Source organism: Chitinibacter sp. FCG-7 (assembly GCF_040047665.1).
GTDB lineage: Bacteria > Pseudomonadota > Gammaproteobacteria > Burkholderiales > Chitinibacteraceae > Chitinibacter > Chitinibacter mangrovi.
In genome coordinates, this window is the sequence record NZ_CP157355.1 from 2,185,883 (window position 1) to 2,201,650 (window position 15,768).

At 53.5% G+C, this 15,768-nt stretch carries 13 protein-coding genes; 11 read left to right on the forward strand and 2 right to left on the reverse strand.

Annotated elements, in window-relative coordinates; genetic code table 11:
- Positions 1-151 precede the first annotated feature (151 nt).
- Positions 152-655, forward strand: a complete 504-nt coding sequence (locus tag ABHF33_RS10390) for a glycine cleavage system protein R (protein WP_348943902.1) — start codon at positions 152-154, stop codon at positions 653-655.
- Entirely contained in the window at positions 652-1,614 is a 963-nt protein-coding gene (locus ABHF33_RS10395) for an ABC transporter substrate-binding protein (protein ID WP_348943903.1), read from the forward strand. Before ABHF33_RS10390 ends, ABHF33_RS10395 begins: the two co-directional genes overlap by 4 nt.
- 90 nt (positions 1,615-1,704) lie before the next feature.
- Here ABHF33_RS10395 and ABHF33_RS10400 read toward each other — a convergent pair whose 3' ends face one another.
- Positions 1,705-2,877: a class I SAM-dependent methyltransferase gene (locus tag ABHF33_RS10400; RefSeq protein WP_348943904.1), complete on the reverse strand. Its 1,173-nt coding sequence runs from the start codon at positions 2,875-2,877 to the stop codon at positions 1,705-1,707.
- A gap of 118 nt (positions 2,878-2,995) precedes the next feature.
- Here ABHF33_RS10400 and ABHF33_RS10405 point away from each other — a divergent pair, with 118 nt between their 5' ends.
- The gene (locus tag ABHF33_RS10405; RefSeq protein ID WP_348943905.1) at positions 2,996-3,844 is read left to right on the forward strand and encodes an FAD-dependent oxidoreductase; all 849 of its coding nucleotides are present in this window, start codon (positions 2,996-2,998) and stop codon (positions 3,842-3,844) included.
- Positions 3,845-3,987: 143 nt separating this feature from the next.
- On the opposite strand, the gene ABHF33_RS10410 is transcribed toward ABHF33_RS10405, so the two are convergent.
- Positions 3,988-6,093, reverse strand: a complete 2,106-nt coding sequence (locus ABHF33_RS10410) for an Ig-like domain-containing protein (RefSeq protein ID WP_348943906.1) — start codon at positions 6,091-6,093, stop codon at positions 3,988-3,990.
- Positions 6,094-6,373: 280 nt separating this feature from the next.
- On the opposite strand from ABHF33_RS10410, the gene ttcA reads away from it, so the two are divergent.
- The 8 genes from ttcA to ABHF33_RS10450 all read left to right on the forward strand — a co-directional run bounded on the left by ttcA (position 6,374) and on the right by ABHF33_RS10450 (position 15,761).
- Positions 6,374-7,342 carry a tRNA 2-thiocytidine(32) synthetase TtcA gene (gene ttcA, locus ABHF33_RS10415; protein WP_348943907.1) on the forward strand — a complete coding sequence of 323 codons (969 nt, stop codon included), beginning with the start codon at positions 6,374-6,376 and terminating at the stop codon, positions 7,340-7,342.
- Positions 7,342-8,130, forward strand: coding sequence for a fused MFS/spermidine synthase (locus ABHF33_RS10420; protein WP_348943908.1), 789 nt, complete (start codon positions 7,342-7,344; stop codon positions 8,128-8,130). Before ttcA ends, ABHF33_RS10420 begins: the two co-directional genes overlap by 1 nt.
- A gap of 131 nt (positions 8,131-8,261) precedes the next feature.
- A complete protein-coding gene (locus tag ABHF33_RS10425; RefSeq protein ID WP_157314332.1) occupies positions 8,262-8,765 on the forward strand; it encodes an RNA pyrophosphohydrolase in 504 nt (167 codons plus the stop codon).
- A gap of 117 nt (positions 8,766-8,882) precedes the next feature.
- A complete protein-coding gene (locus tag ABHF33_RS10430; protein ID WP_348943909.1) occupies positions 8,883-10,466 on the forward strand; it encodes a sensor histidine kinase in 1,584 nt (527 codons plus the stop codon).
- Complete coding sequence (locus ABHF33_RS10435; RefSeq protein WP_348943910.1) at positions 10,450-11,826, forward strand: sigma-54-dependent transcriptional regulator; 1,377 nt, start codon at positions 10,450-10,452, stop codon at positions 11,824-11,826. Before ABHF33_RS10430 ends, ABHF33_RS10435 begins: the two co-directional genes overlap by 17 nt.
- A 55-nt stretch (positions 11,827-11,881) precedes the next feature.
- Positions 11,882-12,481, forward strand: a complete 600-nt coding sequence (gene ampD, locus ABHF33_RS10440) for a 1,6-anhydro-N-acetylmuramyl-L-alanine amidase AmpD (protein ID WP_348943911.1) — start codon at positions 11,882-11,884, stop codon at positions 12,479-12,481.
- Between the two features lie 107 nt (positions 12,482-12,588).
- A complete protein-coding gene (locus ABHF33_RS10445) occupies positions 12,589-14,481 on the forward strand; it encodes a potassium transporter Kup (protein WP_348943912.1) in 1,893 nt (630 codons plus the stop codon).
- Between the two features lie 224 nt (positions 14,482-14,705).
- A complete protein-coding gene (locus ABHF33_RS10450) occupies positions 14,706-15,761 on the forward strand; it encodes a porin (RefSeq protein ID WP_348943913.1) in 1,056 nt (351 codons plus the stop codon).
- Positions 15,762-15,768: the final 7 nt, after the last annotated feature.

A 15,768-nucleotide genomic window follows, 5' to 3' on the forward strand; every position in this document is an offset into this window, starting at 1 on the left:
TAAGCGGCATAAATCAAACAGCGACAGGCAGGAAATAGGGTGCGGGCAATGATTTATGGTCAAATGAACCGACTGTTCTAATGATCGCTTGCCAGCTCGATGTGCTGGCGCATCAGAGTGACGAATAACGATAGCTAAAGAGGTTACGGCGATGACGATGAATGTCTTGGTGGTTTCGGTGCTGGGTAAAGACAAGCCCGGTTTGCTAGAGCAGCTGGCTGCGCTGATTTCTGCGCAGGGCGGTAATTGGCTGGAGTCGTCTTTTTCGCGGCTGGCCGGGCAGTTTGCCGGGATTGTCAAAGTGGCGGTGGAGCAGGATGGCGCGGGCTTGTTGGCGGCTTTGCAACAATTGCCCGATCTGGATATTCGCGGCGTGATTGATCAGGAATCCGAGCCGCAGCAGACGCAGAATTTTGCCCTGCAGCTGGTTGGGCATGACCGGATCGGGATTGTGAATGATGTGACCGCCATTCTGGCTCGCCATCAGGTCAATGTGGAAAAACTCACCACCTGGCTCGATAGCGCACCGATGTCTGGGGAAATGATGTTTCATGCCCAAGCGCAGCTATCGGCGCCGCAGCAGCTGGATCTGACCACGGTGCGCCATGCGCTGGAAGGCATCGCCGATGATCTGATGGTGGAATGGGGCGCATGATCCGCACCGCTCTGCGCGGCTTGGGATTTGCCTTGCTCATGCCCTTGGCTTTTGCCCTGCCCAAGGTGACGGTAATCGAGAGCTATCACCCGGAAAATAGCTGGGATCAGGCCTATTTGCAGGGGATTAAAAGCAAGCTTGATGGTGTGGCTGAGCTAGATTTTATCTCGCTCGATACCAAGCGTCAGCCGACTAGCGAGCATCTGCAGCAGGCGAGCGTGGCGCTGGAGCAGATTCAATCGCGCTCGCCCGATCTGGTGATGCTGGGGGACGATGCGGCGCTGGCTTTGCTGGGCCCCAAGCTGGCTCGGATGGCGATGCCGACGGTATTTCTGGGGATCAATGCCGATCCTACTTCGTATTTTTCGGGTGGTAAAATCCCACCAACCATCACCGGCATCCTTGAGCGCCCGCATTACAAACGCAGTCTGGCGCTGATTCGCGATATTCTGCCCGGTCAGCGCCGTATTCTGGTGCTGATGGATCAGGACCGCTCGGCGTATATTTTGCGCGATGACCTGCTCCATTTGGGTGATGCCCAGCTTGATGTGCAGCAGGTGGGAACTTTTGCCGCCTGGCAGCAGGCACTCGATGCGGCGCCAGCGAGCTATGACGCGGTGATCATCGCCACCTATCAGGCGCTGGTGGACGAGAAATTGCGCAATGTCGACGCCGCCCAGGTGATGCGCTGGAGCTCGGCCAATAGCAAAATTCCCCTGTTCGGTTTTTGGGATTTTCAGGTGGGGCGCGAAGCCACGGCCGGTGGTGTGGTGATTACTGGCTTTGAGCAAGGCGCGGTGGCGGGCGGCATGGCCAAGACGCAATTGCAAAAACCGGCCCAGCGGCAGGCGATTCGCTCTGGTAGTTCAGGGCGGGTGATGTTGAGCCGCACGCAGCTTGAGCGCTGGCAATTCAAAATCCCGGCGGCCATACAAGGGCAGATCAGCTGGTTGCCATAAATTGCCCTTGGTGACCTTGGTTTGGCCAAACCAATGTCAATAACTTGAGATGCACCAGCGTGCATTCAGATCGCGAGATCGGGCGCTTGATTACAGCTCGCCAGAGCGATCCTGCCCGCGAAAGCCCGGCGCAGTTGGCCCGCTTAAGCCGCGCGAGAAGGCGATGACTTTAAATAATTCGCCCATTTCAGCGTGACCGAGCAATTTCTGCAGCGCGGCAGCAGTGCGCAGATATTCAACCGATTGGCTATCGAGCTGCGCTGCTCGTTCCAGAATGCCACAATCGAGCAAATAGCTGGCCTGTGAGGTATAGCCCTCTAGCGCAAGGCCAGCTTGCTCTGCAGCGCTATACATCGCCGAAAAATCCACATGGCAGGTCAGGTCGGTCAAGCCTGGGTAGTGAAACACATCATGCACCGTGTGGTGGCGATAATGGCCGATCAGCGTACCCATACTGCGCTCGGGGTGGTAAAACTCGCCCATCGGAAAACCATAATCAAGCATTAAGATCATGCCGAGTTGCAGGCTGTTCGATAGCGCTTTGATAAAGCCTTGCGCCTCAATTTGGATTTCACTGGTGTAGCCCGGAATCTGCGGCCAACGCGCGCAAGTGGCCAAAATCGTCGCGTCTTTGATTGGGTCGAGCGCGCGGTTTTCCCATGCAAAACCATCGTCGTTGACCACAATTCCACGGCGTTGCCATGCACCACCCACTAGTTGAACGACTTCGCACGGCATTGCATCGAGCACTTCATTGCCCACAATCACGCCGACAAACTCGCTGGGTAAGGTCTCCAGCCACACGGCGCGCTCGGCCAGATGTGGCACCAGTGTTTGTAGTGTTTGCAATTGGCGCTCGCGCAATTCGCCTGATAATTCCAGAATGCCGTATTGCGCGGGCAGTTGATCCAGTCGCTCCAGCTCGGCCAGAATTTGCGCTGCCAGTTGGCCGGTCCCCGCGCCCACTTCAATCACATTCCCGCCACTTTCGGTCAACACATGCGCAATCGTTGCCGCCACACTGCCACCAAACAGCGGGGAAAGCCCTGGCGCTGTGATAAAGTCACCGGCGGTGCCAAATTTGGCCGCGCCGCCGCTGTAATAGCCCAAACCCGGCGTGTAGAGCGCTAGCCGCATATAATCGACAAAGGGCAGCCAGCCGCCCTGTGCCGCAATCTGCTGGCGGATGTGCAGGCAAAGTTGTTCGCTGGCAGCGAGTGCATCGACCCCGGGAGTTGGATATTGGGCTTGCGTCTTATTCATTGCAGTGGCAAAAAAGATTGGGATGCGCAATTGTAGCATGAGCACCTCAGCGGCTTTTTCCCGTGCTGTAAGGCCCTTTGATGATCGATGACCAGATCAAAATCGTGAGTAGCTGTGTATGTCGCAAGAAATACAAGAAATAGATGTACTGATTGTCGGTGGTGGTGTCGGCGGAATTACGCTGGCGCAATGGCTGACGGGGTTGGGGCGTTCCTGGCGGATTGTCGAGCAAGAGGGCGAGCTAGGTGGCGCTTTAAAGCACAGCGAATATCCCTTGAAATGGATCCCGGCCTTGCCCCAGATTTCCGGTGCGCAGTATCTGGCGCAGATGAAAGCGGCCATCGATCAGCAATATTGTTATTTGGCGCAGCAAGTGCAGAGTATTAGTCTGGCTGATGGCTTTGAATGTGGTCTAAGTTCCGGCCAACAAATTCGCGCGAAAAAACTCGTTTTTGCTTGCGGCGCTAGCCCCTATTCGCCATTCAAGGCGGCCGAACGCATTATTGTTGGTCCTGGACTAGCCCGTTTTAATGCCATCGAGCCAGCATCACGCGTGGCCGTACTGGGGGGCGGTGATAATGCGCTGGAGCACGCCTTGTTCCTGCATCAACGACATTGCCGGGTAGACCTGTATGCCCGCGATCAATTGCGCGCATCGTCGGCCTTTTTGCAGCAATTACAAGCAACGCGCATTCAGGTGTTTACACAATGCCCACAGATCGAGCTATTGCAACAGGGTGAAAAAGTCCTGCTCAATCAACAGCAATACGACTATGCCTGTGTGTACTATGGCTACGCACCATCCAATATTCTGACCAAATTCCCGCTCCTGAGCTTGCCCGATTCAGGCCTGCGCGAAGGAGTTCATCTCATTGGCGACATGACAAACGCCCCATTTCCCAGCGTCCTGCTCACCCAAGGCCAGGCAGCCCAGCTGGCCAAGCAGCTGGATTTTGAGCTGGGATGACAGATCGCGATATTTACGACTAAAGGTCGGAAGCCGAATTATTTTCTGGTTTCGTTTAGATAAATCAGATTATAAATCTCAAGCACAAAAAAACCGCCACGATCAACGCGGCGGTTTTTGTTTAAAGCCTATTGCAATGAGCTTTATGGGGTTGTCGGTGCAATTACGGTGTACTTGTATCCGTAAACACTCGGAGGCAGTGCTCCACCGCCATGATCTGGTGGTGTTACTGTAATCGTCATTGTGCCCGATTTGCAGCTTGGTTTGCCATCGTCGGCAATGCTGCCGTATTTAAAGTTGAAATCAAATAAGGTCTGCTTATAGATTATTGCCCCAGTATTAGGTGCTGCTGAAGGCACTATATGGCTGCTACCAAATGTAACTTTGCCATCACCATCTGTGGTCGCGATTGCAATCGTAGTCCCGGCTGGCAAAATATTCGTATTGATGTCTGGAATGTACGCCGTCAAGCTGTCGGTGGTATTGCAAGCACCACTCAATGTTTTGTCAATTTCTGGTCGTTTCGGGTTGTCGCTGGAAAAAATAAATGTGGCTTGACGGAATACATTCAGTGTTTTCTGGTTTGAGCATTTTGCAAAACCGGGGGCGCAGAGCGTGCCATTAAATTTGCCATCCGGGGCGTCATAAGCGTTATTGCCATTAAAGTCGACCAGCTGGTCAATGCCTTGATTGAATACGCCGTTTTCGTTGACGTCGATAAATGCTTCGCCAATATCGCTGGATACACCATTAATATCAACCAGTTCACTATCTTGGTCAGCGACAATATTGCTGTTCTTGTCAACATAGCTTTCTTCACCCACCGCATATGCAAGCACGTGCACTCGGCCATTGTGCGCGTTTACAGTGCCTTGGCGTGGGCGTGGCTCTTGCGAACTTAATTCGATCGTGCACTGGCTATCTTTCGTTGAGCAGCTACCTTGGGTTCCACTACCAATTCGGCCGCCATCGGTAATAAAGTTGATCGCTGTGCCATCCGGGATAGGGTTGTTGAAGTGATCGGCAAAGCGCATTGTGATTGACGCTTTGGCTCCATCATGACCCCAGCCATTGATATTGTACTTGTCCGCAGCAAAAGAAATCGAATCCTGGTCAGGGAAGCCCGAGCTGATGGCTAGTTTGCCCGATGTACTAACCAAGCTGCCTGCTTTTGCTGTTACGCGTACTGGTGTCGGCTGATTGCCTGCTAGCACAGTTGCGGTCGCTATACCGTTCGCATCCGTTGTAGCGGTGACAACTCCGCCGACCGCATTTTGCAATGCCACGCCGCCAACTGTGATATCGAGCGAGAAGGTGACTGGTTGACCAGAAATGGCTGCACCTGTCGCATCGACCAGTTTGAATGAAACCTGTGCCGTTTCCGGACGTGTAGCGCTACCGAACCCTTTGAGGGTAATGACCCCATCAGCCGGTGTAATCGTTGAAAATTGCAGTGATGTCGCAGCAGGAGGCGCAATATCAAAGGTTGTTGTTGCAAATTTGCCATTGGACAAAGTTGCAGTTACGGTGTCTTTCTGCCCGCATCCCTTGTCAGTAAACGAAGCCGTTGCTTTGCCATTGGAGTTGGTTACTGCTGTGGCATCAATTTTGGCTTTGCCTGATTGTGCACACTGTGACGAGAAGTTGACCACTTCGCCCGCAATCGGTTTGCCATTAACGCTGGCAACCACATCAATGCTGGTATTGGCATTGGCGCTAATGCTGGTTGCACCAACGCCGATACTGTCAATTTTTAATGTTGATGCGCCAATCTGGTAAGGGATGGAGTTCTTGACAGACTTGCTGGCTCCATTTGCATCTTTGTAGCTGGCTTCAACAGCGAGTTCTCCCACATTGCCGCTGGCGGAAATGCTGGCCACACTCAGTGTGGTTACTACTTTGCCATCCGCGCCAGTCAGACCTGAATTGGGGCTTAATAAGCCCAACTTTTCATTGGTTGTAAATTTGACGATGGCACCACTGACAGGCTTGTTGTTAGCGTCAACTACCATAGCAGTGACTTGAATCTGCTCACCTAAAGCCAAGGTCGCTTGGCTAGGACTTAGCGTTACTCGGCCTTCGGCAGGGATTGGGGCAGGGGTAACTTGTGGTTTGGGCTCTTCGCCAGGCAGCGTAAGACTGGTGCCGCCCCCGCCGCCGCAGGCTGTCAAAGTTGCACCTAAAGCCCCTATAATCACTGCGCGGATCATGGTTTGGCGGTATGGTAAATGGCTTACAAATTTGTGCATTGGTATCACCTTAGGTGTTTGGTTTCATGACGTGAAGCACGGCTTCACATGCAAATTGGCGAGTATAGTAATTATTTAACCGTATTCTGAAACGTGTTTAAATTTGTGACTATAAAAATTTGCTTAGATTGACTGTAAAGTCACACTAAATCCCTGTTTTTGCAGGGGCCGAGCCAAGACTAGTACATTTATATTCAATTTTGGATTCGATTTTTAGGGTAAAATCGTCGCCAATTCAATCACCTATCACGGGGCTCTTACCGAGCCCCGTGCGCATTTCATGACCGATACCCTGATTTCTGCCGACGCTGAGCAAGCGCGGCAAACCGAAGCTGCCAAAAAGCAGCAATACAATTTCAATAAACTCGCCAAGCGCCTGCGCCACAATGTCGGTGACGCGATCAATCATTTCAATATGATTGAGGAAGGCGACCGGATTATGGTGTGCCTGTCGGGCGGCAAAGACAGCTACACCATGCTCGATATTTTGCTCAGCTTGCAAAAATCGGCGCCGATTAATTTTTCGATTGTCGCGGTCAATCTCGACCAGAAGCAGCCGGGCTTTCCCGAGCATGTGCTGCCTGAATATTTGAGCAAAATCGGCGTTGAATACCGCATTGTCGAAGAAGACACGTATTCCATCGTCACGCGCGTGATCGAGCCGGGTAAAACGACCTGTAGCCTGTGTTCACGCCTGCGCCGTGGCATCTTGTACCGCGTAGCCGACGAGCTGGGTGCGACCAAGATTGCTTTAGGCCACCATCGCGATGACATTTTGGCGACGCTGTTTTTGAATATGTTCTACGGCGGCAAACTCAAAGGCATGCCACCGAAACTGGTGTCGGACGACGGCAAGCATATGGTGATTCGCCCGCTGGCCTATTGCAAAGAAAAAGACATCGAAAAATACGCGATCGCGAAAGAATTCCCGATTATTCCGTGCAATCTGTGCGGCTCGCAGCCCAATTTGCAACGTCAAGTGGTGGGCGATATGTTGCGCGACTGGGATAAACGCTTTCCGGGCCGTTTGGAAACGATGTTTTCCGCCACTTGTAATGTCGTGCCTTCGCATTTGAACGACCCAAAAATCTATGACTTTGTTGGTGCTAAAGCTGATGGTACGCCACGCGCTGATGGCGATAAGGCATTTGATAAAGAAGAATTCAAAGACCCGAGCCGTATTTCGATATTCGCGGCCAAACCAGTCGATAGCGGCTGCGGGAGCGACGACCTTGGGGGTGAAAAATAGTGCTGTTTCGCTCTAAACGATTTTCAAAAGCCAGTGACGACGATATTGTCATCGACGTATCGGAAGAAGGCGGTATTCGTAAATTGCATTTCGGGCAAGACGACACCCAAAGCGCGATGAAACTGAATGCGCCAAACGAATTGCTGCTGGCCTATTCGCGCTGCGTATTTGGCAGCCTGTTGTTTCTGGATCCACCCAAAGACATGCTGCTGATTGGTTTGGGCGGTGGCTCGATTGCCAAATGGGTACATGAATACTTGCCAGATACCAAACTCACTTGCGTTGAACTGCATCAGCAAGTGGTCAATGTCGCACGCAGCATGTTCTATCTGCCCGAAGATGACGAGCGACTGTTGGTGCTAACGGCTGATGGTGCAGCGCATGTGTACGGTATGGAAGACGAATCGGTCGATATGATTATGATGGATGCCTACTCATCGACCGGGATCGCTGCGCCGTTGGCGAATGCCGACTTTTTCCAAGCGTGCAAAAACAAGCTGACCGACAACGGCGTGCTGGCGGTGAATTTGTGGAGTATCGACCGCAAGTTTGATCAGTATTGCACACAAATTGCCGAGATCTTTGACGGACGACTACTGTGCCTGCCGGCGCGGCAGAAGGGCAATGTGATTGCGTTTGCGTTTATGCGCGGCCAGAACAGCCCGCAGTGGGAACGTTTGGCCGATAAAGCCAAGAAGCTGGAAGACAAATATGGCTTGGAATTTGGCGAATTTGTCAGCGATTTGGCCAAAATGAATCCGCATAATGATCGACGTTTGTTTATCTAAAACGTGAGCTTGCTTCGTGCAAGGTTTGCACTGAACGTGTCTCACCTTCATCTGGCGCAGATAATGGTTTGCAAGAGCGCGCGGATGTGAAAAAATTAAGGTAATCAACGAAATTTAACATAGGTAGTTTTATGCTCGACCGTGACGGCTATCGGCCAAACGTCGGCATCATCATTGTCAACCGCCAAAACCAGGTGTTCTGGGGTAAACGAGTGCGCGAGCACTCATGGCAGTTCCCGCAGGGTGGTATCAAGCAGGGGGAAACCCCTGAGCAAGCCATGTTCCGCGAGTTGGCCGAAGAAGTTGGCCTATTGCCGGAGCATGTTGAAATCGTCGGTCGGACGCGGGACTGGGTGAAGTATGATGTGCCGACCAACTGGGTGCGCCGCGAATGGCGTGGTACCTATAAAGGTCAAAAGCAGATCTGGTTCTTGTTGCGGCTCATCGGGCGTGATTCCGATGTGTGTTTGCGCAAGACAACGCATCCTGAATTTGATGCATGGCGCTGGAATGAATACTGGTCACCACTGGATGCGGTGATCGAATTCAAACGCGGCGTTTATGAAGCAGCACTGGGTGAGCTGGCGCGCTATATTGGCCAGACTCAGGATCCGCCGCTGCTGGGTGGGAATTGACACACGGGTGGCCTTGGCCGCCCGTTTTTTTATCTGTCAGTGATTAATGTATTGCCCAAGGCTACTCTGTCACGCCTGGCGTGACAGCCTTAAACTTTTTCCTTTCTGCGTAAAGCGATGACACAACACAGCCGCAGTATCAGTGATGCGCTTTGGCGCTCGTTGGCGTTTTTTAATGTTTTCCGCCTGCTGACCATTATTGGCCTGATGGTTGGCATTTTCATGCTCAGCCGCAGCCCGCTGGCGCAGTCGTCCGAATTGCTGGTGGTGGCTGCCATTCTGGGCTCGTATACGCTCTTTGCCATGCTGTTTACCTGGGGTATTGCCAAACGCTGGCCCGCTTTTGACAGCCAGCTCTCGGCGCAGGTGACGATTGATGTGCTGATGATTGTCAGCCTGATGCATCTGGGTGGTGGCATCAAAAGCGGTCTAGGGATTTTGCTCTTGCCCTATCTGGCGGCGGCAGGCCTGATTGCCCGTGGGCGGATGAGCCTGTTTCATGCTTCGGTCGCCACGATGGCCTTGCTTTTGCAGCTGGGCTGGTCTTACTTGAGTGGCGATATTGATGAAGTCAACCCGATGTCGAGTGCCTTGCTGTCGATTGCCAGCTTTGCCGTGGCTTGGCTGGCGTTTCGCCTGTCGCGTTATGCCGAAGAAAACCGGGTGCTGGCCGAGCAGCGCAGCGTCGATCTGGCCAATCTGGCGCAGCTGAACGAGCGGATTTTGCAGGATGTGTCGGACGGTGTTTTTGTGATTGACGAGCACAATCTAATCCGTCAATACAACGAGCAGGCCGCACGTCTGACTGGCCTGCGCCCGGCTCTGGGTTCGCCACTGGCTGCCGATGTCCCCGAGTTGGCCGCTTCGCTGGCCCGCTGGCGTAGCCTGCAGGATATGAAAACCGAGCTGGTTACGCTGGCTGATGGACGCAATACCTTGCGGGCCCGTTTCGTGCCCTTGAGTCACGATATCAACGGCAATGTGCTGATTTATCTGGAAGACATGGCGCGTCTGCGTCGTGAAGCGCAGCAACTCAAGCTGGCTGCACTGGGGCGGCTGACGGCCAATCTGGCGCATGAAATCCGTAATCCGCTGGGAGCTATCAGCCACGCCGCCGAGTTATTGCAGGAAGACTCGGCAGATAGCCCCTATCTGCAAAAACTGACGCGGATTATCACCGACAATAGTCAGCGTCTGGAGCGCATGGTTAAAGAGGTGCTTGAGCTCAATCGCCGTGATCGGGTCAAGCGGCATGACATCCGGCTGGCCGAGTGGCTGGCCACGTTCAACGAGCAATTTGTGCTGCAGGAGAAAACCGGCATTCCGGTGATGATCGAGTGCGATGCGCAGGTGATGATCCGTTTTGATTCTGGCCATCTGCAGCAGGTCTTGTGGAATCTGGCACGCAATGGCTGGCGCTATTGTTCCCAGCAATTGGGCAGTCTGAAAATGATCGTTAGCCGGCAGGATGAATTCTGGGTGCTCGATGTGCTCAATGATGGCCCGCCGGTGCCTGCCGATGCGCTTAGCCAGCTGTTTGAGCCATTCTTTACTACTGAAAGCAAGGGCACCGGGCTGGGCTTGTATATTGCCCGTGAAATTTGCGCTGCCAATGGCGCCTTGCTTGAATATATGTCGCCGCCAGCTGGCGGCACTTGTTTCCGCATCGTATTTGGATATACCGATGGCCAAAAAATCTAAAGTATTGCCGCGTGTGCTGGTCGTTGACGATGAAGCTGATCTGGCCGACTTGCTTGAGCTGACCTTGTTGAAAATGGGGCTGGACGTGGTCAAGGCCAATGGCGTTGCCGTGGCCAGAACCCTGCTCGATAGCCAGCGTTTTGATCTGTGCCTGTCCGATATGCGGATGGCCGATGGCGAAGGGCTGGAGCTGGTGCAGCATATTCATGCGCGCAAGCTGGATGTGCCGATTGCCATTCTGACCGCTTATGGCAGCACCAATAATGCTATTGCCGCGCTCAAAGCGGGGGCGTTTGATTATCTGGCCAAGCCGGTGTCGCTGGAGCAATTGCGTACGCTGGTGCGCTCTGCGTTGAAACTCGATGCGCCCGAGCCCGCCAGCCAGTCCTTACCGGTAGATAGTCCTTTGCTCGGCAGCTCGCCCGCGCTCTTGCATGTGCTGGCGCTGGTCGACAAGCTGGCGCGCAATCTGGCGCCGGTTTATATCACCGGTGAATCGGGTTCGGGTAAAGAGCGTGCCGCTCGGCTGATTCATGCCAAATCGGCGCGTGCTGACAAGCCGTTTATCGCAGTCAACTGCGGCGCGATTCCCGAAACCCTGATGGAAAGCGAGTTTTTCGGCTATCGCAAGGGCGCATTTACCGGCGCTAATGAAGACCGCGATGGTTTTTTCCAGGCTGCGCATGGTGGCACGCTATTTCTGGACGAAGTGGCCGATTTGCCGCTGGCGATGCAGGTGAAATTGCTGCGCGTGATTCAGGAGCGCAAAGTGCGGCAGGTGGGCGGTGTGGCCGAAGTGGACGTCGATGTACGCATTATCTCGGCCACGCACCAGAATCTGAGCCGTTGCGTCGAGGCAGGCAAATTCAGACAAGATTTGTATTACCGGCTCAATGTGATCGAGCTGAAAATGCCGCCGCTGCGCGAAATGGGCGAAGATGTCTTGCTGATTGCGCAAGCGGTGCTCAAAAAAATCGCGCAGCGCCACAATATGGACGAGCCCGTGCTGCAGTCCGACGCGCTCGTTGCATTGCGCCGTTATGATTTTCCCGGCAATGTCCGCGAGCTGGAAAACCTGCTGGAACGCGCATTGGCGCTCTCCGATGGTATGCATATTTATGCTGAAGACCTGCATATTCAGCACTCCACCGCTGATAAGGCCGAGGCGCAGGCGGCGAATCTGGGTGACACTTATCCCTTGCAGGATTATCTGGATCGCGTGGAAAAAGCTGCGATTCTGGCTGCGCTGGATAAAACCAATTTCAACCGCACCCAGGCGGCCAAATTGTTGGGCATTACTTTTCGCAGCATGCGTTATCGCCTTGATCGGCTCGGTATTTGTCAGGAAGGGGAGGATTGATCATGGGTATTGCTCTGTGTGTTAAATACAGCGTGGCTTGTGGAGGTATACCCCTGTGAGCCATTCTCCAGCCTTGCCTAGCCAGATTGACGATGCCGGCTGGTGCGACGCCGCACGACGTGTGCCCAGCCCCAATTGCGACGAACGTGCTTCCGATATGGCCGTGGATATGGTGGTGATCCACAATATCCATCTGCCACCCCAGCCCGCCGGTAGTCGCGAATTTGGCGGCAGCGATATTGAACGGTTGTTTACCAACAGCCTGAATCCAAGCACGCACGCGTGTTACGCCGAATTGTCGGCGCTGCGGGTTTCGGCGCATTTTCTGATCCGGCGCGATGGTGAGCTGCTGCAGTTTGTCTCCTGCCAGCAGCGCGCCTGGCATGCGGGCGTATCCAGCTGGCAAGGGCGGGAGAGTTGCAATGATTTTTCGATAGGTATTGAGCTGGAAGGCTCTGATTACGTGCCCTTCGAGGCAATACAGTACAGGGTATTGCAGTCTTTGCTGCAGGCTCTGGCCGCGCGCTATCCCTTGCAGCATCTGGTGGGGCATTCGGAGATTGCGCCGGTGCGCAAAACCGACCCTGGGCCGTTTTTTGACTGGACTTGCCTGCCTGCCGAGCTGGGCAAATTACGTCAAACTGGCACTATTTGATAAGGCGGTTTTTTTTGGTGCATTGCCGCAACGCAGGCGCTGAAATCATGCATTTGCCCTGAACGCGGGCATATAATCCGCTTCCCGCTTTGGACGAAAGACACACCATGACTACCGAGCAAACGCAAGACCCCAAGAAAATCGCAGGCCTGGTCGTTGGGGCGATCGGAGTCGTTTATGGCGATATCGGCACCAGCCCGCTCTACACGCTCAAAGAGTGTTTCAACGGGCATGTCCAGCTCGACCTGAATCCTTTCAATGTGATGGGTATTTTGTCGCTGATCTTCTGGGGGCTGATGCTGGTTGTTTCGCTTAAATATGTGGCGGTGATTCTGCAGGCCGATAATCGCGGTGAAGGCGGGATTCTGGCGCTGATGGCGCTGGCTTTGCGCAGCGCGACCGATAACCGGAACAAAGCGTTCAAGCTGGCGGTACTGGGCATTTTTGGTGCAGCGCTGTTTTCTGGTGAGAGCATTATTACTCCGGCCATTTCGGTGCTCTCTGCGCTGGAGGGGATCAGTCTGGTTTCGCATACGCTGGAACCCTATATCCTGCCGCTGGCGATTGCCATTATGGTGGCCCTGTTTGCCATGCAATCGCGCGGCACGGCGGTGGTTGGCAAGCTCTTTGGCCCGATTATGGTGACCTGGTTTGTCGTGCTGGCCGGGCTGGGGATTATGAATATCATCAAGGCGCCGCAGGTGCTGGCTTCGGTAAATCCAGTTTATGCCGTGCAGTTTTTTATGGCTCATCCTTGGGTTAGTTTTGTTCTGCTCGGTGCGGTGGTGCTGTGTTTGACCGGGGTTGAGGCCTTGTACGCCGATATGGGGCATTTTGGCCGTCCGGCGATCCGTTACGCCTGGTTTGTGCTGGTTTTGCCCGCCTTGCTGCTTAATTATTTTGGTCAGGGCGCCTTGCTGATCACCACGCCGGAAGCGATCAAAAATCCATTCTATTTTCTGGCGCCAAGCTGGGCGCATCTGCCGCTGGTGATTTTATCGACGATGGCAACGGTGATTGCGTCGCAGGCGGTGATTTCCGGCGCGTTTTCGGTGACTAATCAGGCTATTCAGCTGGGCTTTTGCCCACGCATGGATATTCAGCACACCTCCGAGCGTGAAATGGGGCAGATCTATATTCCGGGGGTGAACTGGTTCTTGCTGCTGTCGGTGATTATCCTGATTCTGGCTTTCCGCACTTCCAGCAATCTGGCGGCCGCTTACGGCTTTGCCGTGACGTGCACTATGGTAATGACCACTTTGCTCGCCTTTGTGGTGGCTGGGCATTATTTCAAGGGCCGCAAAAAAGCCGCATACTGGGCTCTATTGGCTTTTTTGCTGATGATTGATCTGGCGTTTTTCTCGGCCAATATTTTGAAATTGCACGAAGGTGGCTGGTTCCCGCTGGCGCTGGGTCTGGTGGCCTTTACGCTGATGATGACTTGGAAACGGGGGCGTGAGCTACTTGCGAGCAAATTGCGCGAAGGTGAAATGCCGCTGGCGGGTTTTGTGGAAAGCCTGGAATCGAGTCCGCCACAGCGCGTTGAAGGTTTGTCGATTTTCATGACCGCCAGCTCGGATTCTGTGCCGCATGCTTTGCTGCATAACCTGAAGCACAATAAGGTGCTGCACGAACAAGTGGTTTTCCTGACGCTGCAAACCGACGATATTCCTTTTGTGCCCAGTCGCGAACGCGTCGTGGTGCGCCGTTTGGGCGAGAGTTTTTATCAGGTGATTGCCACTTTCGGCTTTAAGGAAGAGCCCAGTGTGCCTCTGGTCTTGCAGCAGGTGAGCCAGCTGCAATCCGAATTGCAGTTTGACGATATGAATACCTCGTTCTTCCTGTCGCGCGAGACGATAGTCGAGGCCAAATACCCATCAATGAGCTGGTGGCGTCGTCGCCTATTCAGCCTGATGAGTCGCAATGCCACCCGTGTGACCAACTTCTTTAAGATCCCCCCCAACCGGGTGGTCGAGATGGGGATGCAGGTCGAGCTTTGATCTTAAGTTATTGATTACCCTTGAAAAACGCAGTTCGCTAGCCCGCGCACTGCGTTTTTTTTCGGCTTGGGTTAGCGGAATTGCCCAATTTCTGTTGTGAAATACTGCCACCCTATCCTGTGATTTTGTGCCACGAATACGGCCAAGCTTCCACATACACTGCACGGCATCTGCTTGGGAATGAAACCCCGGGCCATTTTTAGGTGTTAGTGGAGGTTGTAATCATGCAATTTAAAATCAAATCATCGCTGCTTGTTCTGTCATTGTCCTTAGCTGCGGGTTTTGCCCAGGCTGAAATGACTATATCCGGCGATCTGACTGGCGCTGTGAAGCTCGATGATCGTGGCTCGGATGACAAGGATGGCGTGTATATCGACGGGACCATTGCGCTCGATGGCAAAACCAATATCGGTACGATTCCGGGTAGTGTGGTGTGGCGTGTGTCAGGTGGGATCAATAACAGCGATGGCGGCAGCAAATTCAATGATTGGGTTTCGCTGAAAGACGCTTATCTGGGTTTGCAGGGCGATTATGGTACGGCACGTCTGGGCCGGATGCAGACTCCGAGCTATGAAGCACAGGATCTGTTGTTTACCGATACCGGCCTGTCCTGGTTGGCGGGTGACTACGGCGTAGGCCAAGGCTCGCGGATCAATAATATCGTCCGTTATGATTCTCCTACCATGGCGGGCTTTAAAGCGGGTGCAGCCTTCGGTTTCAAAGACTACAGCGACGATGGTAACGGCTCGGGCAAAACCTATGACGTGGCCGCCCAATACAAACTGGCAGGCCTGCAACTGGACGGTACTTATCAGAAACGCCGTGGTGTGACTGACGATATCGAAATCGCAGGCACAACAGCAACCAATACCTTCAATAGTGAAACTTATTATACCGGTGCTCGTTATGAATTCCAGAACGGCTTTGGTTTGACTGCCGGTTATAAACACCACGTTTTCAATCCGGGTGCCGAAGTGAAGCAGGGCCAGTGGTTAGCACAAGCGAGCTATAAGCAGAACCAGCATGCTGTTTACCTGAGCTACGCCAATCTGGACGATGTTAGCGTCAACGGTAGCAAACGCAGCGATAGTGGCGCACAAGCCTATGCTGCCCGTTATAACTATTCACTGAACCAGAACAATATCGCGTTTATTGAAGGCCGCTACGTGCAGAACGATACCAATTCGGCCATTGGCGCGGGTGATCATGCCTTTGATTACAGCGGCAAGGCTGGCCAGGATACTTCACGTGTCATGGTCGGTATGAAAACCGTGTTTTAAAGTTTGA